General features: G+C 59.1%; 24 protein-coding genes and 1 pseudogene. 15 read left to right on the forward strand and 10 right to left on the reverse strand.

The annotated features are described in order from the left end of the window. Positions 1-87: 87 nt before the first annotated feature. Positions 88-279, forward strand: a complete 192-nt coding sequence (locus tag A3OO_RS0117965) for a CsbD family protein (RefSeq protein ID WP_018409242.1) — start codon at positions 88-90, stop codon at positions 277-279. 135 nt (positions 280-414) lie between these two features. Here the strand turns inward: A3OO_RS0117965 and A3OO_RS23075 are convergent, their stop codons facing one another. From A3OO_RS23075 to A3OO_RS0117980, 3 genes are all read right to left on the reverse strand, one after another. Next, on the reverse strand, positions 415-570 hold the full coding sequence (locus tag A3OO_RS23075; RefSeq protein ID WP_018409243.1) for a DUF3309 family protein: 156 nt from the start codon (positions 568-570) through the stop codon (positions 415-417). A 297-nt stretch (positions 571-867) separates the two neighbouring features. Further along, entirely contained in the window at positions 868-1599 is a 732-nt protein-coding gene (locus tag A3OO_RS0117975; protein ID WP_018409244.1) for a trypsin-like peptidase domain-containing protein, read from the reverse strand. Positions 1600-1692: 93 nt separating this feature from the next. Beyond that, a complete protein-coding gene (locus A3OO_RS0117980) occupies positions 1693-3411 on the reverse strand; it encodes an ABC transporter ATP-binding protein/permease (RefSeq protein WP_018409245.1) in 1719 nt (572 codons plus the stop codon). 226 nt (positions 3412-3637) lie between these two features. On the opposite strand from A3OO_RS0117980, the gene mgtA reads away from it, so the two are divergent. From mgtA to A3OO_RS24820, 6 genes are all read left to right on the forward strand, one after another. Then, entirely contained in the window at positions 3638-6400 is a 2763-nt protein-coding gene (gene mgtA / locus A3OO_RS0117985) for a magnesium-translocating P-type ATPase (RefSeq protein ID WP_018409246.1), read from the forward strand. Positions 6401-6546: 146 nt separating this feature from the next. Further along, on the forward strand, positions 6547-6843 hold the full coding sequence (locus A3OO_RS21905) for a L,D-transpeptidase (RefSeq protein ID WP_018409247.1): 297 nt from the start codon (positions 6547-6549) through the stop codon (positions 6841-6843). Next, entirely contained in the window at positions 6840-7220 is a 381-nt protein-coding gene (locus A3OO_RS0117995) for a sensor histidine kinase (protein ID WP_018409248.1), read from the forward strand. Before A3OO_RS21905 ends, A3OO_RS0117995 begins: the two co-directional genes overlap by 4 nt. A gap of 83 nt (positions 7221-7303) precedes the next feature. Further along, the gene (locus A3OO_RS23675; RefSeq protein WP_018409249.1) at positions 7304-7450 is read left to right on the forward strand and encodes a hypothetical protein; all 147 of its coding nucleotides are present in this window, start codon (positions 7304-7306) and stop codon (positions 7448-7450) included. Between the two features lie 75 nt (positions 7451-7525). Further along, positions 7526-7777, forward strand: a complete 252-nt coding sequence (locus A3OO_RS0118005) for a hypothetical protein (protein ID WP_245257188.1) — start codon at positions 7526-7528, stop codon at positions 7775-7777. Between the two features lie 189 nt (positions 7778-7966). Next, positions 7967-8680: a hypothetical protein gene (locus tag A3OO_RS24820; RefSeq protein WP_425338966.1), complete on the forward strand. Its 714-nt coding sequence runs from the start codon at positions 7967-7969 to the stop codon at positions 8678-8680. 39 nt (positions 8681-8719) lie between these two features. Here the strand turns inward: A3OO_RS24820 and A3OO_RS23685 are convergent, their stop codons facing one another. The 3 genes from A3OO_RS23685 to A3OO_RS21915 all read right to left on the reverse strand — a co-directional run bounded on the left by A3OO_RS23685 (position 8720) and on the right by A3OO_RS21915 (position 10057). After that, positions 8720-8989 carry a hypothetical protein gene (locus A3OO_RS23685; RefSeq protein ID WP_156824858.1) on the reverse strand — a complete coding sequence of 90 codons (270 nt, stop codon included), beginning with the start codon at positions 8987-8989 and terminating at the stop codon, positions 8720-8722. A gap of 51 nt (positions 8990-9040) precedes the next feature. Further along, positions 9041-9625: a Spy/CpxP family protein refolding chaperone gene (locus A3OO_RS0118025; RefSeq protein ID WP_245257189.1), complete on the reverse strand. Its 585-nt coding sequence runs from the start codon at positions 9623-9625 to the stop codon at positions 9041-9043. A 174-nt stretch (positions 9626-9799) separates the two neighbouring features. After that, positions 9800-10057: a hypothetical protein gene (locus A3OO_RS21915; RefSeq protein WP_018409255.1), complete on the reverse strand. Its 258-nt coding sequence runs from the start codon at positions 10055-10057 to the stop codon at positions 9800-9802. 538 nt (positions 10058-10595) lie between these two features. On the opposite strand from A3OO_RS21915, the gene A3OO_RS0118035 reads away from it, so the two are divergent. After that, on the forward strand, positions 10596-11156 hold the full coding sequence (locus A3OO_RS0118035; RefSeq protein ID WP_018409256.1) for a cytochrome b: 561 nt from the start codon (positions 10596-10598) through the stop codon (positions 11154-11156). 240 nt (positions 11157-11396) lie between these two features. Here A3OO_RS0118035 and A3OO_RS21920 read toward each other — a convergent pair. Further along, positions 11397-11630 (reverse strand): annotated as a pseudogene (locus A3OO_RS21920) (phasin family protein); the annotation flags it as partial. A 250-nt stretch (positions 11631-11880) separates the two neighbouring features. Between A3OO_RS21920 and A3OO_RS0118045 the strand changes: the two are divergent. Both A3OO_RS0118045 and A3OO_RS0118050 read left to right on the forward strand, forming a co-directional pair. Further along, positions 11881-13017 carry an efflux RND transporter periplasmic adaptor subunit gene (locus tag A3OO_RS0118045; protein ID WP_156824859.1) on the forward strand — a complete coding sequence of 379 codons (1137 nt, stop codon included), beginning with the start codon at positions 11881-11883 and terminating at the stop codon, positions 13015-13017. Positions 13018-13025: 8 nt separating this feature from the next. Next, complete coding sequence (locus tag A3OO_RS0118050) at positions 13026-15149, forward strand: ABC transporter permease (RefSeq protein WP_018409259.1); 2124 nt, start codon at positions 13026-13028, stop codon at positions 15147-15149. Positions 15150-15511: 362 nt separating this feature from the next. Here A3OO_RS0118050 and A3OO_RS24825 read toward each other — a convergent pair whose 3' ends face one another. Next, positions 15512-16006: an SOS response-associated peptidase family protein gene (locus A3OO_RS24825; protein ID WP_083909780.1), complete on the reverse strand. Its 495-nt coding sequence runs from the start codon at positions 16004-16006 to the stop codon at positions 15512-15514. Between the two features lie 265 nt (positions 16007-16271). Here A3OO_RS24825 and A3OO_RS24695 point away from each other — a divergent pair, with 265 nt between their 5' ends. Both A3OO_RS24695 and A3OO_RS0118075 read left to right on the forward strand, forming a co-directional pair. Next, complete coding sequence (locus tag A3OO_RS24695) at positions 16272-16664, forward strand: CsbD family protein (protein WP_018409263.1); 393 nt, start codon at positions 16272-16274, stop codon at positions 16662-16664. 52 nt (positions 16665-16716) lie between these two features. Further along, positions 16717-16983 (forward strand): hypothetical protein, encoded by a 267-nt coding sequence (locus A3OO_RS0118075; RefSeq protein WP_156824860.1) that lies wholly within the window; start codon positions 16717-16719, stop codon positions 16981-16983. 698 nt (positions 16984-17681) lie between these two features. Here the strand turns inward: A3OO_RS0118075 and A3OO_RS21930 are convergent. Then, positions 17682-18296: a TetR/AcrR family transcriptional regulator gene (locus A3OO_RS21930; protein WP_018409265.1), complete on the reverse strand. Its 615-nt coding sequence runs from the start codon at positions 18294-18296 to the stop codon at positions 17682-17684. A 166-nt stretch (positions 18297-18462) separates the two neighbouring features. Between A3OO_RS21930 and A3OO_RS0118090 the strand changes: the two genes are divergently transcribed. Then, complete coding sequence (locus A3OO_RS0118090; protein ID WP_018409266.1) at positions 18463-19077, forward strand: sll1863 family stress response protein; 615 nt, start codon at positions 18463-18465, stop codon at positions 19075-19077. Between the two features lie 943 nt (positions 19078-20020). Further along, a complete protein-coding gene (locus A3OO_RS0118095; RefSeq protein ID WP_018409267.1) occupies positions 20021-20512 on the forward strand; it encodes a hypothetical protein in 492 nt (163 codons plus the stop codon). Positions 20513-21103: 591 nt separating this feature from the next. Here the strand turns inward: A3OO_RS0118095 and A3OO_RS21935 are convergent. Continuing rightward, positions 21104-21427 (reverse strand): hypothetical protein, encoded by a 324-nt coding sequence (locus A3OO_RS21935; protein WP_198008836.1) that lies wholly within the window; start codon positions 21425-21427, stop codon positions 21104-21106. A 1150-nt stretch (positions 21428-22577) separates the two neighbouring features. Here A3OO_RS21935 and A3OO_RS0118115 point away from each other — a divergent pair. After that, on the forward strand, positions 22578-22841 hold the full coding sequence (locus A3OO_RS0118115; RefSeq protein WP_026223124.1) for a DUF1488 family protein: 264 nt from the start codon (positions 22578-22580) through the stop codon (positions 22839-22841). Positions 22842-23438 lie beyond the last annotated feature (597 nt).

Below are 23438 nucleotides of genomic sequence, written 5' to 3' on the forward strand. Positions count from 1 at the left end.
TCCTCCATGGAACCCGAACCCAGATCTATGCGTTTACCAATGTAGCGCGCAATATCGCGCGTCCCTCAATCATTCAGGAGAAAAATCATGGGCAGCACGACCGACAAGATCAAGGGTGCGGCAAATCAGGCTGCGGGGGCAGTCAAGCAGGGGGTCGGCCAAGCAGTAGGCAACCCGAACCTTGAGCTCAAAGGCGCGGTGCAGGAGCTCAAGGGCGAAGCGCAGGAGGCCGTCGGCAAGGCTAAGAATGCTGTGAAGAAGCTCGTCGACAAGGCCTAACTAGATCTCATCCTAAGCATGGAAAAGCGGCCTTAAAGGTCGCTTTTTTCATAGCTGTTTCATGTGACCAGTCCGGACCCCCGATCCCCGAGAAGATATTGGCAGATTCGCCGTTCGTGCGAGAGTATCCCCCTTTTAGAACTTACCGAGAAGAACGAGGATCACCAGGACTATGAGAATGGTTCCCAACATCCCGGAAGGGACATAACCCCAACTCGCGCTATGCGACCACGTCGGAAGCACGCCAATGAGCATCAGGATGAGTATGACGATAATGACGGTTCCAAGCATAATAATCCCTTTCTGGCTATCACCTGCGCTGTGAAGTGCGGAGATCACATCCGAAAGAATCGCAAATCAGCAGAAAGCTCCAATCTCACAAGGAGAGAGCAGCCGCCGCCTTGCCACAAGAGAACTAAATAGACACCAAAGGCACGGTGCAAGATTCAAGAATACTCATAGGCGTTTCTGCGGCCTTATGCCTCACTTAAGGCGTGGTTTGACCCCACACGCGCGGTTCCTGTAATGGCACTGTCGTCGATGCGTCAACAATCCGCCACGAACGAAGCTCCGGCGTGTATCCCGCACTCAGCTTTCAGTCAGCGTCAACAAAATGTCGGCATACCAAGCGCAGTTCAACCCGAGCGCCTCGTCGAGTATCAGGTCGCGGGTCCCGACATCAAGCCGCGCGGAATGGATGCCGAGCAGCATCCACGGCAGATCGCCCTCGATCGGCGCCCAGTCAGATGTACGCATCACGACGGGGGCGCCGCTGGTTCCGCGGTGTGTGCGCGCATCCGTGAGGAAGTAGCCCTGACCTTGAAAACGCAGACCGAACGAAGACGCAATGACCGCGTGCCGCGCGACCGGCATGTGGTGCAGCGTATCGTGGAAACCAAGCGGAAAACCAACGATGAGCAGCGAGGAGCCTATTTCAACCTGGTGCTGCGCGGAGAGCAGGTGTTTGGGCGTGAAGGCCCGGTAAACCGTCGGTTTTGGCAGTGCGGAGCGTTCAATCTCGATCACCGCGACGTCGACCTCTCCTGCAGAGTCGAGCCCCTGGCGCCAGGCAGCCTTGCCGTCGCGATACAGCGGGATCGAGAACCCCATGGACTGGACCATATTCTCGGGGTCGACGTGCAACTGGATCTCGATCCGGTCCGGGAAGTGTTTGCTCGGTTCGTCGAACATCACATGCCGGCTCGTCACCAGAAACAAGCGCTCATCACGCTCGAAGAAAAAGCTACTCGCATTGGTCAGCATCCGCTGCTGTTCGAATGTGTAGAGACGTGCGGTGGCAAGCGGAAGGGTTTCGATCATTCCTCTTCGCCTTCCTTTTAGTCGCCCGGCGTTTCGTGCAAGGCGGCAACACGTCGAATAATGACCCCTTTCGAAAGTCAGCAATGGTCGGGTTCATGATGGGGATCTCGCATGGAGCTGTATCTCGCGGTCGTAGAAGCGCTTGTCAACATTGCGGCGCGCGGCGTGGATGATGGTCGAGCCTGGCGCTTCCTCGCAGAGCAGCTCCATCAGCCGCATCTGACTGAGGTCGTCGAGCGCTGAGGTGGGCTCGTCCATGATGATGATGTCTGGCGGCCTCAGCAGCGTGCGCGCGAAGCCGAGCTGTTGCTGTTCGCCGTCGGATAGCACATCGGACCAGCTCTGCTCCTCGTCCAGGCGCGGTACGAGATGAGCCAAGCCGCAGGCGACGAGGATTCTTGCCGCGCGCGCGGGGTCGGGCGGCGTGTCGCCACGTGGATAGTCGAGCGCCTCGCGCAGCGTGCCTCGCGGCATATACGGCTGCTGCGGCATGAAAGCGATGCGCGCATCCTTCGGACGCAGAATGCGGCCGCTTCCCCACGGCCACAACCCCGCCATGGCGCGGATCAGCGTGCTCTTGCCGGCGCCAGGATCTCCCTTCACGAGAACCTTCTCGCCGCGTCCGATCGTCGCATCGGTGTCCGCGAGCATCAACGCGCCGTCATGCTGGGCGATGGAAAGCCCGCAAAGATGCAATGCGTCGTCGTCGCTGAAGGCGAGATCAATCGTCTTCTCCTCGGCTCCGATCGCGAGCTCGTCGAGGTCATCGAAGAAGAGGTCAAGGGCGGCGACGCGCCGAGCCGAGGCAAACCAGTCCGCGAGGCGCAGCGAATTGTCGGCGAGCCAGTTGAGCGCCAATTGCACCTGTATGAAGGCGGCGGCCGCCTGCATGAGATCGCCGAGCGACATTTCGCCGGCGAGATATTTCGGTGCGCCCAGCATGAGCGGGATGGCGGGCGCGAGCACGTTATTGCCGCTCGACAGGAAGAGCATGCGCGCCTGTCGTCCAATCACCGCAACCCAGCGCAGCGCAACCTGACTGAATCTCGCATAATGCCGCTCCCGCTCGGCGTCGTCGCCGCCGATAAGCGCGATTGTTTCGGCGTTTTCGCGAGTGTGCGAAAGTTCAAAACGAAAGTCGGCCTCTGCGGCCGCCTTCGCCTCGACGCGCGCGACGAGTGGGCGACCCAAAAGCAGCATGCCGAAGGACGTCGCGGCGGAATAGCTGACGACCGCGATCACAAGATAGCCCGGGATCGTCACGCCCCCAATCGTCAGCGAGCCGCCGATGAACCACAGCACGCTGACGAACGAGACCGCCATGAGCAGAGCATTCGTGACGCCCGTCGCAAAGTCGACGAAGAGCTCGATAGCGATCCGCCCGTCCTCGGCAATGCGCGCTTCCGGATTGTCGACGAGCCGAAGGACGCTGAGCTGATAAAAGCGGCGGCGCTCCATCCAGCGCCGCACGAGCGTCTGAGTCAGCCATTCCCGCCAGCGCAACTGAAAACGCATGCGCATCTGCAGCAGCGCGACGCTTGTCAACGCAGAGGCGAAGGCCAGCGCCAGCATCAGGCCGATGCTGAGAAAGATCAGCCGCTGGTCCTTATTCTGCAGGGCGTCGAAGAAAAACTTGTTCCATCGGTTGACCGCGATGGCCGGGACGAGATTGAGCAGCAGGCAGGCAAAGAGCCCTGCCACGAACAGTTTCGCTTTGCGGCGCGTCGGGCCGGTCCAGAAGCCAAAGGAGAGGTTCGTAAAGTGGCGCAGGAGCCGCGCATCGACCGCGGTTGGAACAATGCCGTTAGTCATATTCGTTCTTAAAGCTCAACTTGGGATGACCGGCAAGGCGGCATAGATGGCCCTGCATCTTGGCGCGATCGGCGCCCTCATGTGAGACTATCGCTGTCTGGCTGCGAACTCTTATGTGATCGTCTTTCTCATGTCATTTTGATGGACGCCGTCTGGCTCCGCGTGAAGCAAGGCCGAGAGGCAGACTAGCGACGTTCGCCTACAACGATCGCAGATAGGACCGTGAGTGACCTGGGACGCGAACGAAACTCCCTACTGGAGCCATAATTCTTCCGAGCTGGCCGCAGCTTTGGAGTCGGGTCCAGACGGGCTGTCGTCCGATCGCGCCGCTGCGCGGCTTTTAAGCGTCGGTCCCAACAGCGTCGAGGATGCGCCGCGCCTGAGCGCGCTTCGCCTCCTTCTGCGCCAGTTCCAAAGCCCGCTCGTCCTCATCCTGGCGTTCGCCGCCGCAATTTCGCTGGCGCTTCAGCAATGGGTGGACGCCGCCATCATCCTGGCGATCGTCCTGGGCAGTTCGCTCCTCAGCTTCTTTCAGGAATATCGGGCGTCCACCGCGGTCGAAGAATTGAAGAAGCGCCTGGCGCTGACGTGCCGTGTGGTGCGGGATGGGGTAGAGCAGACAGCGCCGGTCAGCGCGATCGTGCCCGGCGACCAAATCCTCCTCTCGGCGGGCAATCTAATCCCGGCCGATGGGCTCGTGATCGAGGCGCAGGATTTCCTCGTCAGCGAGGCGAGCATGACCGGCGAGTCGTTTCCGGTCGAGAAGCGGGCCGGGATAGTTCGCCCCGACGCGCCNATCACTGAACGGACCAATGCCGTCTTTCTCGGCGCTTCGGTGCGCAGCGGCACGGCGAAGGTCCTTGCCGTGAGCACCGGCCGCCGGACCGAGTTCGGCGCTATTGCGGCGCGGCTGGGGGCGCGCCAACCTGAGACCGACTTCGCCCGCGGCGTGCGGCAGTTCGGTTATCTCCTCGTTCGCGTGATGATTGTCATCGTTCTCTTCGTGCTGACTGTGAACTTGTTGCTCCACCGCCCGGTGATCGAGTCCCTGCTGTTCGCCGTGGCGCTCGCGGTCGGTCTGTCGCCTGAGCTCTTGCCGGCGATCATCAGCGTGACCCTTTCGGCCGGCGCGCGGGCCATGAGCAAGCGCGGCGTCATCGTCCGCCGGCTCGACGCCATCGAGAACCTCGGCAGCATGGATATCCTATGCACCGACAAGACGGGCACATTGACCGAAGGCGCCATTGTTCTGCGCGACGTTCTCGACGCCGGAAGCCAGCCTTCGGATGAGGTGCGACGGCTCGCCTTTCTCAACGCCGCCTTCGAGACCGGCATCGAAAACCCGCTCGATGAAGCGATCGTGACTGCGGGCAAGGACATTGGGCTAACGACCCGTGGCGCCGCCAAGATCGACGAAATCCCCTACGACTTCATGCGTCGCCGACTCACCATCGTCGTGGCGGAGGATGGAGCGCCGTCACAGCGCCTGTTCATCACCAAGGGGGCGTTTTCGAACGTGCTCGACATATGCACATCCTTGGACCGCGATGGCGTCGAGGTTCCGGCGAACGCCGAGCGGCGCGCGGAACTCGAGAATGTCTTCAAGGCCAAGAGCGCTGAAGGCTTCCGTGTTCTGGCCGTTGCAACCCGCAAGGTTCCAGTGAAGGCGGACTACGACCGCGACGACGAACGGGAGATGACCTTTCGTGGCTTCCTTGTCTTTTACGACCCGCCCAAGGCGGACGCGCGGCGCACGATCGACGATCTCAATCGGCTAGGCATCCGCATCAAGGTGATCAGCGGCGACAACCGCTATGTGACGGCGCATCTGGCGAAGGCTGTGGGACTCGATGCAACGTCGATGCTCACGGGCGAAAAGCTCGTAAAACTCAAGGACGAGGCTTTGTGGCATCTCGCGCCACGGACAGACCTCTTTGTCGAGATCGATCCCCAGCAGAAGGAGCGGATCGTCCGCGCCCTGCAGCGGATGGGTCACTCGGTCGGATATCTCGGCGACGGCGTCAATGATGCGCCGGCCCTGCATGCGGCCGATGTTGGCATCTCGGTCGAGACGGCGGTGGACGTCGCCCGCGAAAGCGCCGACATCATCCTGCTCGACCGCGACCTGGACGTGTTGCGCTCTGGTGTGGAGGATGGTCGGCGGACCTTCGCCAACACGCTAAAATACATCTCGATCACCACCAGCGCGAATTTCGGGAACATGGTCAGCATGGCGCTGGCGGCGCCGCTGCTGCCGTTCCTGCCGCTCGCCGCCAAGCAGATTCTGCTGAATAACTTCCTCTCCGACGTGCCGTCGATCGCGATATCCAGCGACAATGTCGACGCAGACCGGGTCTCACATCCGCAGCGCTGGAGCATCAGCGAGATCCAGAAGTTCATGATTGTCTTCGGCCTGATCAGTTCGGCCTTTGATATGTTGACCTTCGCGGTGCTGCTCCTGGTTTTCCACGCCGGCGAGGCGACGTTCCAGACCGCATGGTTTATGATTTCGCTGCTGACCGAACTCGCGGTCGTCCTCGTCCTGCGAACCCATAAGCCGGCTTTTCGAAGCAGCCCGAGTCAGTTGCTGTTGTGGTCAACGCTTGCGGTAGCGGCCGCGACCTTCGCCATCCCCTTCCTCGGGGCGCTGAGTTCGGTGTTCGGCTTCGTGCCGCTCTCGGCGATGGAGATAAGCGCCGTCGTCGCTATCGTCCTCGGCTATATCGTGGCGACGGAAGTGGGCAAGATATGGTTTTTCAGGTCCATCAATACTGCAGGTCTTTCGAAGCCGATCAGAGCTCGAAAGACCAAGGCGTCTGAGCCCAGACCGCATCCTCTTGGGCCTTTCATAAGCGCGCTCGTCGCTACGGCGTTGGTCGTGGCGGGAGCCCTCGTCTTAACGGGAACGCTCATCTTAATCGGAACGCTTGTCCAACTGGGCCTTCAGCCGCATGAAGCGTTAAAGCCGGTCTTCTGGCCAAGCAAATAACGTAGGTCGACCGGAAAGCGCCCGCCACCATCGCCATATTTGCGGCGACGCAATCGCTCGGCTGCCTCTAACCTTCAGAAAAAGACGCCATGAGTAGCTTATCGTCTCAAATACGCGCTCCGGCACTTACGGAACGTTTCGCTCGCTTGTTGCGCACACTCATCGTCGGCGTGGCGCTCGTCGTTGGCGCCGCCGCCTTGCCGTCGGTCAGCGCCGCTCGGGATATGGTGGCCTTTTCGTCATCCGTCGAGCCGGGCACGATTGTCATCGACGCGCGCCGCCGCAAACTTTTTTTCGTTGAGGATGAAGGCGTCGCAATTCGCTATCCGATCGCCGTGCCCAAGAGCAGCGAGGAATGGTCCGGCTCCGCCACGATTATCGGTAAATACGTCAATCCCGACTGGGCTCCGCCATGGATAGTGAAGGCCTCGCGGCCTCTATGATCGGCGAGGAGAAACAAATATCCCTGAAATACGCCTTCGACCGCGCTCTCATTCCTTCGACGGAAGCAGTGAGTCTGGGCCTGATCGTGACGGAGCTGGTTATCAACTCCGTGAAATATGCATTTCCTCAAAGCCGCCCCGACGCGGAGATCCTCGTCAAATACGAGACATCCGGCTCCAACTGGCAGCTCACGGTGTCCGATAATGGCGTGGGCAGGCCGGAAGGATACAATACAGCTGCCGCTTCTGACGGCTTGGGCAGCACGCTTGTGAAGGCGCTGGCGCAACAGATCAAGGCACAAATAGAAATGGCGAACAGTCCCCACGGACTCGCTGTGTCGCTCGCGCATGTGACATTTAGCCCACGGCCTGCATAGCCCGCGCCGATCCAGAATAGGATCGGCGGGGGTCGCCTCGAGCATTTCGCCATCTGTTCGAGAAGTCGCCGCCAGAAACGACGATGACGCCTGCGCTAGCCAAGCGGACGAATGTGTGGGAGCAGCTCAGAGCGCTCCTGATCGAGCAGAGCGGTCCGGAGGTGGCGATGACAAACCGGCTGACCGCAAACCCCCGCCAACGGATCATTGCAAAGCTCGGCCTTGTCTGAAACGCCAGATAGGCCCATATTTTTCGCAAGGTCGGCCGCCATTTTGGGCAGTGTCGGCTTGGTGGAGACATGACAATGATCGAAACATTGATAGGACTCATCTTTCTCGTCATCATCATCGGGGTGTTTTGGTGGGCCGCAACGACCTTGCTCCGTGTCATTCCTCTCGCGGAGCCATTTCGAACAGTTGTTCACGTGCTCGTCGTTTTGGTTGGGGCGTTCATTGTTCTTTATGTGGCGCAGATGTTCCTGGAGGCAGCCGGCATTAAAGTGCCATGGCCGAAGTTTGGCGAGGCGAAATCAATACACGCGATTATTCGTGCCTGAGCGATTTGTTCAAACTGCATGGACCCGCGCAGCTAAAACCGCTCGAGATGCTGGCTCACAAGTCTCCCCAACCCGCCTGGTCCCCGGGGTTAGGGCGCACCCCTCCGGAAGGCGCCGCATTTCCGAAGATCGTCGCGTCATCAACGCTTTGCTTCGTCATCGACTTGAGCATGGACGCGGATCGCGTCGATGACGCGCTTTCCAGCGGAAAGAACTTCACGCCGCCGCCGACATTTCCCGCGCGCGCAAGCGAGCCAAGATGGGTTAAACTTTAGTGCGGTTGCGCCAAAATCCACTAAACCTGCATTTATCCGCGGGGGTTCGAGAGGAGAAACGATCATGTCGTCACCGTTGGCGCGCATGGCGCTCGGAGCTGTAGTAGGCGCGGCGGGCGTCGCGCTATTGGGCCCGCACATAGCGCGACGTGCACGTCCGGCCGCGAAAGCAGCGCTGAAAGCAGCGCTGGCGGCAGTGCACGAGGCGAGGATACGGGGCGGCGAAATCGCCGAAGCCGCCGAGGATCTCTACGCCGAGGCAAAGGCGGAAGCGGAGGCCGAGACCGAAGCCGCCCTGGACGCGGCGGCCGTCGCAGAGCCCACGGCCGCAGCGGCAGTCTCCAAAATCAATTCCCAGATGAATCGTGGTGGCGCTTTTTCCCATCGACCCGAGGAAACGGTCATGACAAAGCAACCGGGACTCGACGGCCGCCATCGAGACCAGAACGGCAGAATCAGCAAGAAGCATGGCAATACGCTCATATCCACATTGCGTCAGACCTATGGGGCCGGATTCGCTCCGGGGCGGTCTGGCGATGAAAGATTGGCAGATGTTCTGCACGACCTCGACGAGCCGTCTCTCAGTCATCTGATCCATGACTTACAAAGCAATCGACTTGATTCGTGACTGATGACGGATGACCTCTCGACACCCATTGGAGCGACTCTAGCGCTTGCCTGCCACGTTCGATAGCGGCGCGGACGAGGTCAGCTTCCAGACGAGGGGCTTCGGCTTTTCATCCTGGCCGTTTGCAACTCTTCTATGAGCTGCAGAATAAATACTGGCCGAACCAGGGATGTGGCCAGCGTTGATGAAGGCGGCGGCCACACCAGGAGCGAATTCGATCGGTTCATCTAAACCGCCGTCCGCCCGAGATGCTCGAAAAGAGTTCAAAGCATCGAGGATCGAATGTAGCGGCGCTATGGGCTGACCCATTTAAGCGCGTCACGCGACACTACTTGCGCCAGTCATTTTCAACAAGGCCCATCAGCGATGGCAGCCATTTTCCCGTTCATCGCCGAAATAGTGACTAACAAAGTCGCCGAACCTGCGCCGCTGCGAAGAGTCCAGACTGTCGTACAGTGGCGCCGTTGCGTCGGCGATTTTGCGCAGGTCGTCGGCGCGCGCGCTCAAGGTGTCGGCTTGCATGCGCATATCGTCGATGGTTGTCCAATCTTGATCGTCGGGGACCTTGTCGTCTTGGGCTTTGCCTTCCTTGGCATCGGGGCGTTGCGCTTCCCGCATCGCAGCCGCTCTCTGCTCCCGCAGCTTGAGCATCCTATCGGCACGGCGTTGCGCCATGTCGTGCAATGCAGTCTGAACGGCGCCCCAATTCTTGCCCTGATCCGGCGTCAACCGAAGAACCGCCTTGAAACGAGCGATTCGCGCGTCGGCAACGTCCATAATCTGATTGGCGGTTCGTCCGCACATCTCGTCTCGATCGCGTCGATCGTACGCGACAGAGCTGGAAGGAAGGATTACTACCGCGCAAACCATCATTATTGCGCACGCAATGAGGGCTCTTCGCATGGCCAAGTGTTTTTGCCGCGCCCGCGATCCGATCTTATCCATGACTAGATCCCCCAACTTGCGCGAAAGTTTCAGTTTGTCTAGGCAACCGCAATCGAAAGAAGTAGTCAGCGCCCTTGTCTCACCAAAGTCGCCCCCGCCCACTCGGTTCACCGCGAGGCAGATAGCTGTTGCGGCCTCGCGTCCAATTGCGGCCAGGACCAGGCGCGGGTTTTATTAGCAGCCCCACACCCAACCAGCGACGGAATCCCACTGCCAGCACGAACTGCCGCCATACCCGCCGCCATAGCCGTAGCCGGGATAGCCGTAGCCCGATGCGCCCGCGATTCCCGCGCCCAGAAGGCCAGCCGCGGCGCCAACCGCGGCGCCCGGAATGCCGTAGCCTCGGCGATAATAACCGCGGCGATAGCCCCGATAGTAAGCTTGTTCGAACGACGTCGTTAGTCCAACGCTCGTTGGACTCGCGGCGCTCATGGGGCCAGCCAAAACTTCCGCCGGTAGAGCCGCCAGCGCGGTCACCCCGCATAACGCGGCCAGGACAGATTTCACACTCTTACACATTTCATCCCTCTTTCAGAAACACAGATTTTCAGAAACACAGAGTCGAGTCCGCCCCAACGCGGGCGTGCCGCGCGCTGCTTCTGCGTCCTAAGAGGATCAACTAGGCCCAAATGCAAAGTTGTCGAGGAGATTCCTCGATCACGGCTAACTCCACGGCGTTTGGAAGGCCTCGGTGTAAATCAGATTTCAATTGTGACCCCTTTCGAAAACTTTCGCGACATAAAAATCAGCGCCAACTGATTTCATGTTGATCGTCGTGGGCTTGTTGTGCCCAGCAGGGTCGGCTGCCTCATTGCGCGCGCCAACTGCGGCGTGGGAAGCGACCAAGTGGATTCATGACGTTCCGCCGATACAATTTGCCGCATCGCTTCTCGGCGTTCGACTGAAATTCGCAAAGTGAACAATTATGTCGTTTTGATAAAGGTCCGCGGAAAATACAGTGAGGCCCTCAATGCAATGGCGCAATTCTCCACGAGCCTACGGTGCAGCCGTCCAAATCGTTCATTGGTTTTCCGTGCTTCTTGTTGGCGTCGCATGGGTGCTCGGGACCGTGGGCGAAGACCTGCCAAATGGAAGCGCTTGTAATCTCGGAGAACTAATCCATGTTTCTGCGGGAGAGCTGATCGCCATCCTTTTAATCGTTCGCGTCGGCTGGCGTCTAATCAACGCGCCGCCGTCTCCAGAACTGACGCCGCTGGGGAGATTGGGCGATTTGGCCACCAAAATCGTCCACATTGCGCTTTACGTGCTGCTTGCGGCGGTTGTCGCCGTTGGCGTCGCGACGCAATTTGCCGATGGCGACGCGCTTTCCGTGCTTGGCGTTTTCGATATCGCATCGCCGTGGACGAAGAACAAACCGTTTGCACACGACATGAAGGAAATTCATGAAACTCTAGCGAATGGACTTATCATCCTCGCCACGATCCATGCTGGAGCAGCGTTGGTCCACCACTTCGTTTTCCGCGATCGCACTCTGAGACGTATGCTGCCAGGGGTTTCGGAGCCCCGCTAATTCTGCGCTCGCTGCTTCGGCTTCGTTGCGGCCTGTCGGCGACCCGAGCGCCAATGCACCGCGGGCAGCTCTGCTTTTCATCGCGGGAATGGCGGTTGACTCCAATACGTCGAGCTTTTCGATTTTTTGGCGGCCCTGCGAAGAACTCACGAGCCTTGGCGACCACCGCCCGCAATACCTGATAGCGCGGGTGCTGTCGATTTCACTCTTTTCAAGGCAGATAAAGAAACCTACCCAAGTTCAGATCTGCTTCGCCGCGACCGGCGCATTCGACGGGGGAGCGGAAGCCCGCTGCCGTACAGGCGATGCGGCTTTGAATGGCTTGAAGGCTTCCTTGGCGAGGTTCGAATACATTTCTCCGATCATGGTGGCTTCGGCAACGAAATCTTCATAGGCGGTTTTGGCGAAATCCGACTGCAACTGGATTGCTTCGTCGAGCTTCTTCACGCCCATCAGCTTTTCGAAGTGCATACGACAAAGATAATTTTCTCGCTAAGACGATCGCAGCGGGATACTGTATGCGAGCTGAGCTATGTCGCGAACCCCAATCGCCCGAGAGTTCGATGTCATGACTGAGACCCGAGCGCTCGATCAAGAAACGATCTCAAAGGGGCGACCGCCTGTCTCATCGGCGCACGCGACGCCACGTCGATTTGGATGGTTCGTTCCGGCAACCCTTGTCATCATCGCGGTCGCGTTTGGCAGCGTGGCGCTTTTCTGGACGATGAGCAGAGAGAGCTCGCTGCCTTATGTGACCCAGAAGGTCACTCGCGGGCCGATCTTGCGCACTGTGACGGCGAGCGGCACGATCAATCCTGTCATCACCGTGCAAGTCGGCTCATATGTTTCGGGCGTCATTCAATCGCGCTATTGCGACTACAATACACAAGTGAAGCAGGGACAGCTCTGCGCTAAGATCGACCCGCGTCCCTACCAGATCGTCGTCGATCAAGACAAAGCCAATCTTGCCGTCGCGCGGGCCCAACTCATCAAAGACAAGGCTAACCTCGCTTATGCGAAGGCGAGTTACGAGCGCCACCAGAGACTCGCCCCGAGCAAGGTGATTTCTCGAGACGCCCTGGATAATGCAAAAAATGCCTATGATCAGGCGCAGGCGCAGATCGGACTGGACGAGGCCACGATCGACTTGCGCGCAGCGGAGCTGCGTGCGGCCGAAATCAACCTCGGCTACACCGATATTATTTCGCCGGTCGATGGAACGGTCGTGTCGCGCAGCGTGGAAATGGGTCAGACGGTCGCCGCAAGCTTTCAGACGCCAACCCTCTTTTTGGTCGCGACGGATTTGACGATCATGCAAGTCGATACAAATGTCTCCGAGAGCGACATCGGCGCAATCAAGCTAGACAATAAGGCGTCTTTTACGGTCGAATCCTTCCCCAATCTTCCGTTCAGGGGCGAGGTGACGCAGGTTCGGCAATCCCCACAGACGATCCAGAACGTCGTCACCTACGACGCCGTCATCAGCGCGCCGAATGCGGACGCGCTGTTGAAGCCGGGCATGACGGCGACCGTGCGCATCGTCGTAGACGAACGTGACGACGCCTTGCGCGCGCCCTACCAGGCGTTTCGCTATACGCCCGGGGGCGTCGCGGCGCTTTCAAAATCGCCTGACGATTCGCCCGCCGTTCCTGACGGCAGTGTGCGGCTGTGGGTCTTGCGGGATGGCCGCCCGCAGCCAGCCGTCGTTTTCCCGGGACTCGACGACGACACTTACACTGAGATCGTCAAAGGCGATCTTCAGGTCGGAGACGAGGTCATTCTCGGCGAGGCGGAGAGCGCCGCCGCTTCGCAGAAGCCCGGCTTCGCGTCGTCCCGCCGCTCGCGGGAGCGAAAGGACTGATCGACATCATGGGCGACGTCGTCATCGACGTGAGAAATGTCACGCGGACATTCACGCTCGGCGATGTGGAGGTTCATGCGTTACGCGGAGTTTCCCTGACAATCGCTCGCGGCGAATTCGTCGCGATCATGGGCGCGTCGGGATCGGGCAAATCCACTCTGATGGCGATTCTGGGTTGCCTCGATCAGTCGAGCAGCGGGCAATATTTTCTTGAGGGAGTCGACGTCGCGCGGCTCACCGAGCCGGAGCTGGCGCGGGTTCGTAGCGAACGGCTGGGCTTTGTCTTTCAAAGCTTCAATCTTTTAGCGCGCACCAGCGCCATCGAGAATGTCGCGCTGCCGCTGTTCTATTCCGGTGCCGCGGCAAGCGCCCTCCAAAGGAGGGAAAAGGCGCGAACGGCCCTTAAGCTGATGGGGTTGGCCAATCAGGAAAACAACACGCCAGCGCAGCTCTCTGGCGGCCAGCAGCAGCGTGTGGCGATCGCGCGCGCGCTAATCAACGCGCCGAGCGTCCTGTTCGCTGATGAGCCGACCGGCAATCTCGACAGCAAGACGTCGCATGAAATCATGGGGACTTTGACCGCGCTCAATCGCGACCAGAATGTGACGATCATTGTCGTCACCCATGAATCAGATATCGCCGCTTACGCAGACCGGGTCGTCACGATGCGCGATGGCGAGATCGTATCAGACGAGCCGCGGACGACATCCAAACCCCACGAACCGACGATACCTTTGGCTCCGAACGCGGTCGATAAGAGCTCGTCGAGACCGACGATTCATCCAAGCGATCGTGCGGCGCCATGGGAATCGACGCGGGTTTCCGCCTTCGCCTTCAGCTCGATGATCCTCTCCGCCGCAATCCAGGCGATCAGCCGCAACAAGCTGCGCTCGGCGCTCACCATGCTTGGCGTCTTCATCGGTGTCGCGGCTCTCATCGCCATGGTCGCGGTCGGCAAGGGCGCCAATGAAGCGGTGCGCAGGCAGATCCAGAGCCTGGGAACAAATCTTGTGGTGGTCGTCCCCGGCGCCGTCACCTCGGGCGGCGCAAGGGCCGGCTTTGGCAGCGCCTCGACGTTGACCGTGGCCGACGCGCACGCAATTCGCCGCGAGGCGACCGCGGTCCGTTTTGTCTCCTATCTGACGCGTCAGTTGAGCCAAGTGCAATACGCCAACAAGAACTGGACGACGAACGTCCAGGGCGTCTCGCCCAACTATCCGCCCATCACCAATTGGCGCATCGAAGTCGGCCGCGGCGTCAGCGAAGACGACGACAGAAGCGTCGCCCTTGTCGTTGTGCTCGGACGTACCGTCTACCGGGAGCTTTTCTCGCGCGATGAAAATCCGCTCGGCGCGACGATTCTGGTGAGAGGCGCGCCACTGCGGGTGATCGGCGTGCTTGCCGCGAAGGGCCAGAGCATGTGGGGACAAGACCAGGACGATCTGGTGATGATCCCCTTCAAGACGGCAGAACAGAAGGTTCTCGGCGTCGCCTTGCCCACGCAGCAAACGAATCTGACGACCGCCTATCCGCCGCCGCCCAATCCGTTCAACCTGCAACCGCGCCTCACCGGCTACGTCAATCAGATCTATGTGCAGGCGCCGGCGCCGGAAACAATTCAAGCCGCGATCGACGAAATCAACCAGATCCTCATGCGCCGCCACCGCATCAAACCCACCGGCGTGAAGGATTTCAGCATCCGCAATCTCAACCAGATCGCCGAGACCGCCGAGAGCAGCAGCAAGATCATGGCGGTGCTTCTGGCCGTCGTCGCCTCCATCTCGCTTGTCGTCGGCGGCATCGGGATCATGAATATTCTGCTTGTGTCCGTGACCGAGCGCACGCGCGAAATCGGCCTGCGCATGGCGGTCGGGGCGCGGCGCCTACATGTGCTGATGCAGTTTCTGGCGGAGGCGGTGCTGATCAGCGTGACCGGCGGCATTGCGGGCATTGTTGCCGGCGTCAGCATCTCCGAAATAATCTCGCTCTTCTCGGAATGGTCCTCGCCAATTTCTCTTTCCGCCGTGGCAATCGGCTTTCTTTTTTCCGCTGCGGTCGGGATTTTCTTCGGCTATTATCCAGCGCGGAAGGCGGCTCACCTCGATCCGATTCAAGCGTTGCGTTATGAATGACGCAAAAGGTAACGTATCAACGCCCGCACGCCTATTCACACTTAGATTCAGCGACTGTTGTCGATTTGCATTTCAAGGTGAGACTCGCCCATTGAATGATTTCAATGAGGTGGCTGGGACTGAACTGCCCCACGGGATATCTCAATTGAGACTGCCGCCGGAATATTTGGCACTCAAAATGGGATGCGGTCGATCGACCGCAGCGTTGGGGGATGAATCCAGACCGCATCGATCCACATGACGCGCGACAGGAAGACCCAGAAGCACGAGAGGACTTTCTCCGTCAGCTGCTTCGTCGATCCAATTGGAAAGTGACCGGCGAAGTCGTGAGCGTCGCGCGTACGCAACTCAGTATTCCAAGGTCAACCCTTTTTCGTGTGGCGCGACATCCATTCGTTAGCCGGGCCAACAATGATCGTCGCCGAATTTTCCATTTCCTTTGTTTCCTGATTGGCGTTGCTCTCCCATAGCCCCGCCAACGCCAGCGGCTCACTGCTCGGCGACGAAATAGTGCGGCGTCTTCGCACCCTTGGCGCCTGTCCCCTCATAGAAACCTGACGCGGGAATGATGCAGCGGCGCGACTTGAACGCTGAGCGGAACATGGGCTTCTCGGCGACCGTCTCGGCGCGCGTATTGATGTTGCGGGAAGCTCGGCTCGCGGCTTTTTCCACCCATCGGCACAAGGCCCCAAACGCATGGGGACAAGCTCGCGTCCGCCATCGTGGCGGCGGACGACCTCAATCTGTGTGGTTGGGGCGATGTTGTAGCGCGGGCGCAGGCTGCGCGGCTGGCCGATTAGATCGGCGAGCCTGTGGATTTCATCCCAGGACAGACATTGCGTGAAGCGTCCACACATGGCGTAAGCTTAACGTAACGTGGTCCGGGGGCGGAGTATCCGCATTTGCGACTCGACGACCTCGCGAAATTATTCTCTTTAATGTTCTCATGTCCCGCCGTCGCATGATCCCAGCGAACACGCAGCTAGGCAAGAGGGGTTGCGCGTCGGTCGATTAGAGAAGACGATCGGCTCGGGAACAGGCGTGTCGCCGCACGTTCCCTACCCCTTTGGAACAATCTTAAACTGCAGTTGTTCTACCGTCGGTCAGCTAGGGAGATCCGTTATGTCGCTAATTTATCTTACACGCGGCGCGCTTTTAACCATCGTCGCCGCCTTTGCCCTCAGCACGGCGTGTTTCGCCGCCGATACGCAGAAATGGGCGCCGCCTAATGTCGTGGGTATGCCGGGCTACACTCCCCAAGCCCAAGAGCCGGGTCACGCTCCCCAAGGCCGAGTGCCGGCCGTGCGCCAATCGATTACCAGTTGGAGTGTCATCTCCGGCGGCTGGAAACAGTTTTCCGGTAAGGTCAAGGAGCAGTGGGGCCGTCTCACGGATGACGAGCTTGCGGAGATCAACGGCAAACGTGAAAGTTTGGAAGGGATGCTTCAGCAGAAATATGGATACACGCCGGAGGAAGCAAAGAGAGAAGTTGATGCTTGGGTGTCGCGTAACTGAGAGACGCGCCTCAACGAAAGGCCCTGCTCACGAGGCGGGGCTTTTTCCGTTCATGGTATCGGCCTTCGATAGCGGTGACCGGGCAGAGGTGTTGGCGGCGGCGAATGTTTCTGTTGCAGGGGCGGCCTTTCAAGCAGCCCTTCCGACGCGGGCCGATGCACGCATCATCCTGCATCAAGGCGCCGTGGTGTTGGGGCAGCATCCGGCGCCGACGACGCCGGCGCTCCCCAAACAGTTGCGGCGCTGGATTAAGGCTCGCTATCGGTTTCTTCTGTTTCTTTTTCTTGAGCACAACGGTAATCTTGCCGCCGCCCTTTGACCCCTCAATAGATTTCAGTGTGCTTTCTCCAAGGAAAATGTTGCCGCCAACCGCTTCAAATCGCTCAGTCTCGTTATCTCATCGGCTTTTCTGTTTGCCATGTCGTCCTCCCTGAGCCGCACTCGGCACCCTGTGGGAAGCGGGCTTAGCGACCGGATCATCGTCTGGGCTGATGTCGAGACAGCAGCATTGTCGCGCGTCTTGAAGGCGCTGTCGCGGCGATGATTCCGATTCCGAACGGCGTCCGGGTCTGGATTGAGTGGGCATACCGACATGCGGCGCGGATGCAGGGTCTGGCGCTTCAGGTTCAGAGAGTTTGAAGCGCGATCCCCATGTCGGTGATCTTTATATTTTCCGAGGTCGCCGCGGTGATCTCGCCAAGATTCTCTGGCACTGCCGCACACCGTAGCGGAATGATGCCACCCGGGTGGCGAGGCTCGCTGGCCGAGGATTTTTGTCTCACCGGCGAGGCTGCTTGGTCAAGACGACTTCGCTTGTTTACCGCCGACCCAATCCTCCAGGCATTCTGGCAAGAGCGCCAGCTGGGACCGATCCGCACCTTCAACGAAACGTCCCATCAGATCCCGCATCAGACGATGCAGGAATCATGGCTGACTCGCGCATTTTCACACAGCGAGGATCAGGACTTGCTCTTCGTCAGCGGCTCCTTCGCGCCAGCAGCGGTTAAAATGGGCTGGCTACTTCTCATCAGCGTGCCCGCCTTCGAGCGCGTTATTCGCTCTTCTGGCTGTTTCCCTGATCAGATGAGCCAAGAGCCGCTCTAGATCCCCGCCTTCCGGCTCACCCAGCGACGCTAGGCCGACCACGTTTCTGAGGGTGGCAACTCCGGTAATCAGCGCCGCAATCACTGCACCGTGCATCACAGGCGCGCCCAGCTTCTCCGCGAGGGGCTTCACGACTTCATTGGCGTAGAAGTCTCGCACGATTGGACCCGCTTCGCGGCTCGCAATCGAGTTGAGGATGATGTCCAGTCCTTTGGCGCGCGTCTCGCGTGTCGCCAGCACATCCCACGCCAAAGTCCCCGGAAGCTTGTCGGGCAATTCGTCGAAGAGATCCTTCGGTTTCACCGCAGCGCTGACAGCATCGGCAAATAGACGTTTCTTGGAACCGAAGCAGCGGTGCACGTAGGCGACGTCAAATCCGGCAGCGGCAGCAATCTCTCGCAGTCCGGTCTCCTCGTACGAGCGCCTCGAGAAATGCTCGATGGCAGCCCCAAGAATCCGCTCCCGCGTGTCGTTCGCTACTGGCGGCCGGCCCCGCCTACGTTTTTGTACGACCGTTTCGGTAGACATCTGCGTCTCCTGTGAGCATGCGCTCACTGCCATAAATATTTTACTCAACTAGTGTTGACTAAATTTGAAGTGTCGTCTAGCCTGAAAAGCGTTGAGGGATGCTTTGGCGACCGTTCTCATCGCGGGAATAAGAGTCCGCCGCCCTCCAGCGAGATAGGAGACAACAATGACTGAGAATGGCAGCCAGCATCCGTATGTGACCTGGACGAAGCAACGGCTTGACGAGATGGATGCCGCCTTGGCGTCCATTGAGACGAAGGCGAGCCAGCTTGAGGCCGACGCCAAGAGCAAGGCGACGCAGCTGAACGCCGACCTAAAGAAGCGGCGCGAGGATTTCGAGGCGGAGGTCAAGGCACACCTCAAGGCGGGCGAAGCAGCGTTGCAGACTTCGAAGACGCAATTGGAAAAGCAGTGGGCAAGCTTTGAAGCAGAGCTAGAGACCTACGTGGAGACGGTGTGCAAGGACATCGATCAGAAACGCACCACGTTTGCTGATATCGCCGCTGCTCAAGCGAAAACTTGGGGCGAGGCCGTCGAGAAACTTCAAACTGCTGCATCCGAGGTTGGAGCCGAAAATAGGGCCAAAGTCGACAAGGCGATTGCGCAATTGCAGGCCGGTAAGACCGAGGCCAAGGCTCGCCTCGAGGAACTCAAGCAGGCAGGGGACGAGTCTTGGGCTGCGTTGAGTGCAGCCTTGCAAACATCACGCAAGAAATTCGACGAAGCGAGCCAGAGCGCTTGGGAGGCAGTCAAGAACTCAGTGCCCACAATAAAGAGCTGATCGCTCTAAAGTGGCGCGACGCGAGCAAGCAATTTATGATGGAGGGGACAGCTCGTTCGCGTTACTCACGCCACTAACAGCACCTAAATGAGCTGCTGTTGGTGGCGCGGCGACGCTGATCAATACGGCCCCGCCTCCCAGTATTTGAGTCCCATCAAACGCTCCGTGCTCAGCCAAATGTCTCATTAGGGTCCGCAAGTGGCCATTCGCGGAGGTCTGCAATACGCCATGAGCGTCCGGCGGCGCGCAGTTCACCTGCCGTCTCGGCGCATGGCGGACGCCGCGATCAAACCCCCAGAGTGTTGCTTCGGCCCCATCGCTTGGTTTTTTATGAGTCCGACGGCACGGTGACGATCGCGCCGCGGTTACCGCCACTTGCCGGTGTGCTATTGACGACCAACCTATCCTCTTGGCTCCCAATGGCTGGGGCTGCGCCGCCGTCAAGGTGTTTGAGGGCGACCATCCATACTATTCCGTGCAAATTCAATGGGATCTAATGAAAGTCAAAGTACAATGCTCGCGGTTGCTATCGGCAGAGCATGTCTTCTTACAGCGCCTCTGCATTCCCGATTTTTGGTGTGCCGGGCCATTCGACTGCAACACAGGTCCGCAACGGCGACGCTGCTGACATAGCCGGTAAGGTTATTCGAGGTCTCCGGGGCCCCAGCAGCCACCGGGACCGTTATTATGATCGACGTCGCTACCGGGGCGACTATGATCGACGGCGCTACCGTGACCGCGATTATGATCGCCGTCGCGACTAGACCGTCGAAATCGCGAACCAGAGTGGGGGACCGGGCTCGGCGAGAATGGCTTTTGTGGGCCGCCGGACCGGCCGCGTCGGTAGCATCTCCAGAATAAAGAGGACGCCGGCTTTTGAGAAAAAAGTCACCGTAATACGGACAGCCCAAAAGACGTTTAGTTTTTGCAAGGGAGAGAAAAAATGGTCAGCAAGAATGACTTTTCCCCGGTCGAGTGGAAGAAGCTGGTCCAGGCGCCGCTGCTTGCAGGTTTCGCCGTCAGCGCCGCCGATCCTACCAGCTTCGTCGGCGCGCTGCAGGAGGCTTTCGCAAATGCGAACCAGCTTGCCGAAGCGAAATCTGGCGCAAGTGGCGAACTCGTTAAATCGATCGCCGAGGAAATCCTGTCATCCTCGGGTCGGGCCGAGGCGCGCGAAGGCATTCGGAGCATCGTGCAGGGCGCCAAGCTCGACGAAATCAAGGGCAAGGCGCTGGACGCGCTGAAGGAAACGGCGGAAATCATCGACCGGAAGGCGCCGGGCGAAGCCGCAGCCTTCAAGGGCTGGCTCGCGCAGATCTCGAAGGCAGTAGCGGAGGCCGGCACCGAAGGCGGCTTTCTCGGTTTTGGCGGGGTGAAGGTCAGCGACGTCGAGAAGGCCACGCTCGGCGAGATATCGCAGATCCTGGGCGCGTAAAAGCGCTTCGCGAACGCCGCCGGGGTCGCATGATCCCGACAGCGCGTTCCATTGGAGGATCGATATGGCCAACGAATCGACAACGTTGAAGTCCTTCCCGAATTCGCGGGCGAGACGGTTCAGGGGCCATCTCGACGCTGGCACAGGGGGAACACTGACGCCTTTCGGACGTTCGTGCAGGCCCGCGTTGTTTGGATATTCCGGGGACAACAAGAGTTTCGTCGAAAGCGGCGTTGTGGGAAAGATCGATTTATCGGAGAGCGTGCAGGCCGCCCTTCAGTGGATGGAATATGAGGTGCCCGCGCGCTGAAATCTGCGCGATCGTTTGCGGTTCGCTCCACAACGACGACGGCCGCGTCGACGCCGCGGTCGGGTACGTCGCTTCGCTGAAGCGGGGTCTGTTGGTCGAAGTCGCGCAGCCCTATCGTAAACCCGAAGGCGCTGTCGGCTTTGCGGCAAAGGACATCTTTCAAAATCTGCTTGCCAACTGTCGAGGACATTCAGATCCGCGCCACCCTCCTCCTAACCGACGACAGCCGGCGCGTCGTCATTCCGAATCGCGAACGAGAGCATGCAAAGTCGTGGGGTTCGTCACGCTGACAGGCGCACGAGATCGTTTTTGTTGTCTGGCTGGAAATCTGGATAGAGGCGCCTGAACGAACCGGCGAGTGTTTTGTTGAGAACGGCGACGCGAACGTCGAGGAAGGGCTGCACAGTCCATCGGTTCCATCGCATTTGCTGCTTTTTGATCATGCGTTTTGACAGGATCTCGTTGATCGCACTTTCGACGAAGGCGGTTGAAATCGGCTGTCGATCCTGGCGTCGCCGTCCGTAGTTCACGAGCGCAAGGTGATTGGCGTGGAGATATTCGATCAGATCGTTAACGTGTCGTCGAACTGCGACGGCGCCTCTCACGTCTCTGACATGAGCAGCTTCAAACCAGTGCGTCAGGCGGGCCAAGCGCCCAAGACATGCGCTTGAACGACCGTGCCACAGAGCTGGCCCTGCGCAGCCAAGCTGCGGTAACGCAATTGGGGCAAGGGATCAGCGGACGACATCAGGGCCAACGGGCGTCATGACCCAGATCGACAGGCCGAAGACATGACCGCACCGGCGATCATCGCGCCACAGCAAAATAACCCTTATTCAGCGGACGCAATCCAGACATCACAATGCCCTCTTGAGGCTAACGCTCCCCTTCGGCCTGTTAGTGCATTGATGGACTCAGGGCTAGCCCCACTCCCGCTTTCGTCTCCAGGTGCAATTTCTCATGGATCGCCTTGTGGCGGAAGCTCGACGATGCCTTTTATGCGAGCGCAATGAAAAAGCGGGAGCGTCGTTCGAAAAATTTATTGCGGGTCGGTTTTCGCGTATTGATCTTTGTATTCTATCGATGAATACCTATATACAATATATAGAGTTTGGGCCGAACCAATTTGCAATTGTGTCGGCTAGTGACGCTGATCGCGGATGTACCAGGAGCGGCAGGGGGACGCGCGAGAGCGCTTGTCGCGAAGTCAATTTGACAGCACTCTGACAAAATAACTCGGATGGACGTGGCGTTCGCGGCTCTCCCATTCCGGCTGTCGGCGCTTTAATGCAAAGATGAACTTATAATCCACATCGTAGCCAGATTCCAAATACGGAGCCCCAGCGGGCAAGCTTAACGCGATGTCGATGGCCTGATGAAAGGCCACCGTCTCACGCGAGCCTGCATGATCATCGGTTAATCAGCGTGCGAGACAGAACGTGGAAAGCTCGTCCGCTCATATGAAGGAAAATGTACATGAACGCGCTCACCGCTATTCTCTCGATCTTCGCCACCGCCACCGCTATCACACTGGCGATCACCGCCTACGTTAACGCGTAAAAGTTCGGCCGCCGAGGTCCGAAGAAGTATTTCGATCCTCGGTTCGTCGCCGGGCGGTGACGGACGCAGTTCCGCGCTCAACCGAGGGAGGTCGGGAAACGGATTCTTTTGGATGGCGACTTCGGCCATTTCAAATGCGAGGCAACGCCCATTCGCACTAGACATGGACGTATTGCCGGAGCGGAGGACCTAGCCATGGCGCTTACATTTCCAAATCAAAGCCGTTTCTATGATACGACACGGCGTGCCATTCGATTTTGGGGCTATGACAGTGCAATGGAGGCTTCGTTTTTTGTGGGCGAAGACGCATTGATAAGAATTCAGCCGGATAGTCGGTTCGATCAGGCTGGGTTTCTCAGAGCCTTCGATTTAAACCGCGACCTGATTCACGCAGCCGCGATAAAAGGCTACGGGCGCGGTAAGAAGGGGTCATACGACCTTATACCCGCTGACTTCTGATTTGCTTGGCGTCGTCCAGACATGTCAATGCCTGCCCAAGCCTTCCAAACGCAGTGGAGTTGGCCGTGATCGAGGAAATCCTCGACAACTTCACATTTGGACATAGTTGATCCTCTTAAGACGCAGAAAGCAGCGCACGGTATGCGCGCGCCGGAGGGAATCGACCTCGTAATTCTAGACGAGGTCCGGACGAAAGCCGATGTTGTAAACAAGCCAAAGCGAAGCCATCGAACTGAAAGGGTCGGACATCATGGATACCCAGACGCTCCTCATCATTGTTATCCTTCTTCTCCTGCTAGGCGGAGGCGGTTGGTACGGCCGAGGACGCTGGTTTTAGGGGGCCCCAGGCAGCGTGCCCGTCGCGGAGCATGTTGGAATTTAATGACGCGGCTCCGGGCGGCATGATGCGTCGGTGATGCGGTGAGGGCTAATAACCATTGGCGTAGCGGGCGACCCTGTCGACGGGTCGCGGGAGGGCGGCAGCGGCCTTATTGTTTCGTTCTGTTAATTTTGCTTTTGTTCGCAAGATTTGACCCTGCGACGATCATTAGCAAGCCTCGCTTCGGCGGGGCTTTTTTCACTGGCTAGGGACGATCG

The organism is Methylocystis rosea SV97 (assembly GCF_000372845.1).
Taxonomy (GTDB): Bacteria; Pseudomonadota; Alphaproteobacteria; order Rhizobiales; family Beijerinckiaceae; genus Methylocystis; species Methylocystis rosea.

Bases quoted from the DNA above. Each gene is read 5' to 3' on its own strand.
- A3OO_RS24820 (WP_425338966.1), top strand. From the start codon at position 7,967: ATGACGCGCTTTCCAGCGGAAAGAACTTCACGCCGCCGCCGACATTTC.
- A3OO_RS0117975 (WP_018409244.1), bottom strand. From the start codon at position 1,599: ATGATCGAAACCCTTCCGCTTGCCACCGCACGTCTCTACACATTCGAA.
- A3OO_RS23675 (WP_018409249.1), top strand. From the start codon at position 7,304: ATGACGCCTGCGCTAGCCAAGCGGACGAATGTGTGGGAGCAGCTCAGA.
- A3OO_RS24695 (WP_018409263.1), top strand. From the start codon at position 16,272: ATGTCGCTAATTTATCTTACACGCGGCGCGCTTTTAACCATCGTCGCC.
- A3OO_RS0118045 (WP_156824859.1), top strand. From the start codon at position 11,881: ATGAGCAGAGAGAGCTCGCTGCCTTATGTGACCCAGAAGGTCACTCGC.
- A3OO_RS23075 (WP_018409243.1), bottom strand. From the start codon at position 570: ATGCTTGGAACCGTCATTATCGTCATACTCATCCTGATGCTCATTGGC.
- A3OO_RS0117980 (WP_018409245.1), bottom strand. From the start codon at position 3,411: ATGACTAACGGCATTGTTCCAACCGCGGTCGATGCGCGGCTCCTGCGC.
- A3OO_RS0118115 (WP_026223124.1), top strand. From the start codon at position 22,578: ATGGCGCTTACATTTCCAAATCAAAGCCGTTTCTATGATACGACACGG.
- A3OO_RS0118075 (WP_156824860.1), top strand. From the start codon at position 16,717: ATGGTATCGGCCTTCGATAGCGGTGACCGGGCAGAGGTGTTGGCGGCG.
- A3OO_RS0117995 (WP_018409248.1), top strand. From the start codon at position 6,840: ATGATCGGCGAGGAGAAACAAATATCCCTGAAATACGCCTTCGACCGC.
- A3OO_RS0118005 (WP_245257188.1), top strand. From the start codon at position 7,526: ATGATCGAAACATTGATAGGACTCATCTTTCTCGTCATCATCATCGGG.
- A3OO_RS0118050 (WP_018409259.1), top strand. From the start codon at position 13,026: ATGGGCGACGTCGTCATCGACGTGAGAAATGTCACGCGGACATTCACG.
- A3OO_RS0118095 (WP_018409267.1), top strand. From the start codon at position 20,021: ATGGTCAGCAAGAATGACTTTTCCCCGGTCGAGTGGAAGAAGCTGGTC.
- A3OO_RS0117965 (WP_018409242.1), top strand. From the start codon at position 88: ATGGGCAGCACGACCGACAAGATCAAGGGTGCGGCAAATCAGGCTGCG.
- A3OO_RS21915 (WP_018409255.1), bottom strand. From the start codon at position 10,057: ATGAGCGCCGCGAGTCCAACGAGCGTTGGACTAACGACGTCGTTCGAA.
- A3OO_RS0118025 (WP_245257189.1), bottom strand. From the start codon at position 9,625: ATGGATAAGATCGGATCGCGGGCGCGGCAAAAACACTTGGCCATGCGA.
- A3OO_RS23685 (WP_156824858.1), bottom strand. From the start codon at position 8,989: ATGGGTCAGCCCATAGCGCCGCTACATTCGATCCTCGATGCTTTGAAC.
- A3OO_RS24825 (WP_083909780.1), bottom strand. From the start codon at position 16,006: ATGTGTGGACGCTTCACGCAATGTCTGTCCTGGGATGAAATCCACAGG.
- A3OO_RS0118035 (WP_018409256.1), top strand. From the start codon at position 10,596: ATGCAATGGCGCAATTCTCCACGAGCCTACGGTGCAGCCGTCCAAATC.
- A3OO_RS21930 (WP_018409265.1), bottom strand. From the start codon at position 18,296: ATGTCTACCGAAACGGTCGTACAAAAACGTAGGCGGGGCCGGCCGCCA.
- A3OO_RS0118090 (WP_018409266.1), top strand. From the start codon at position 18,463: ATGACTGAGAATGGCAGCCAGCATCCGTATGTGACCTGGACGAAGCAA.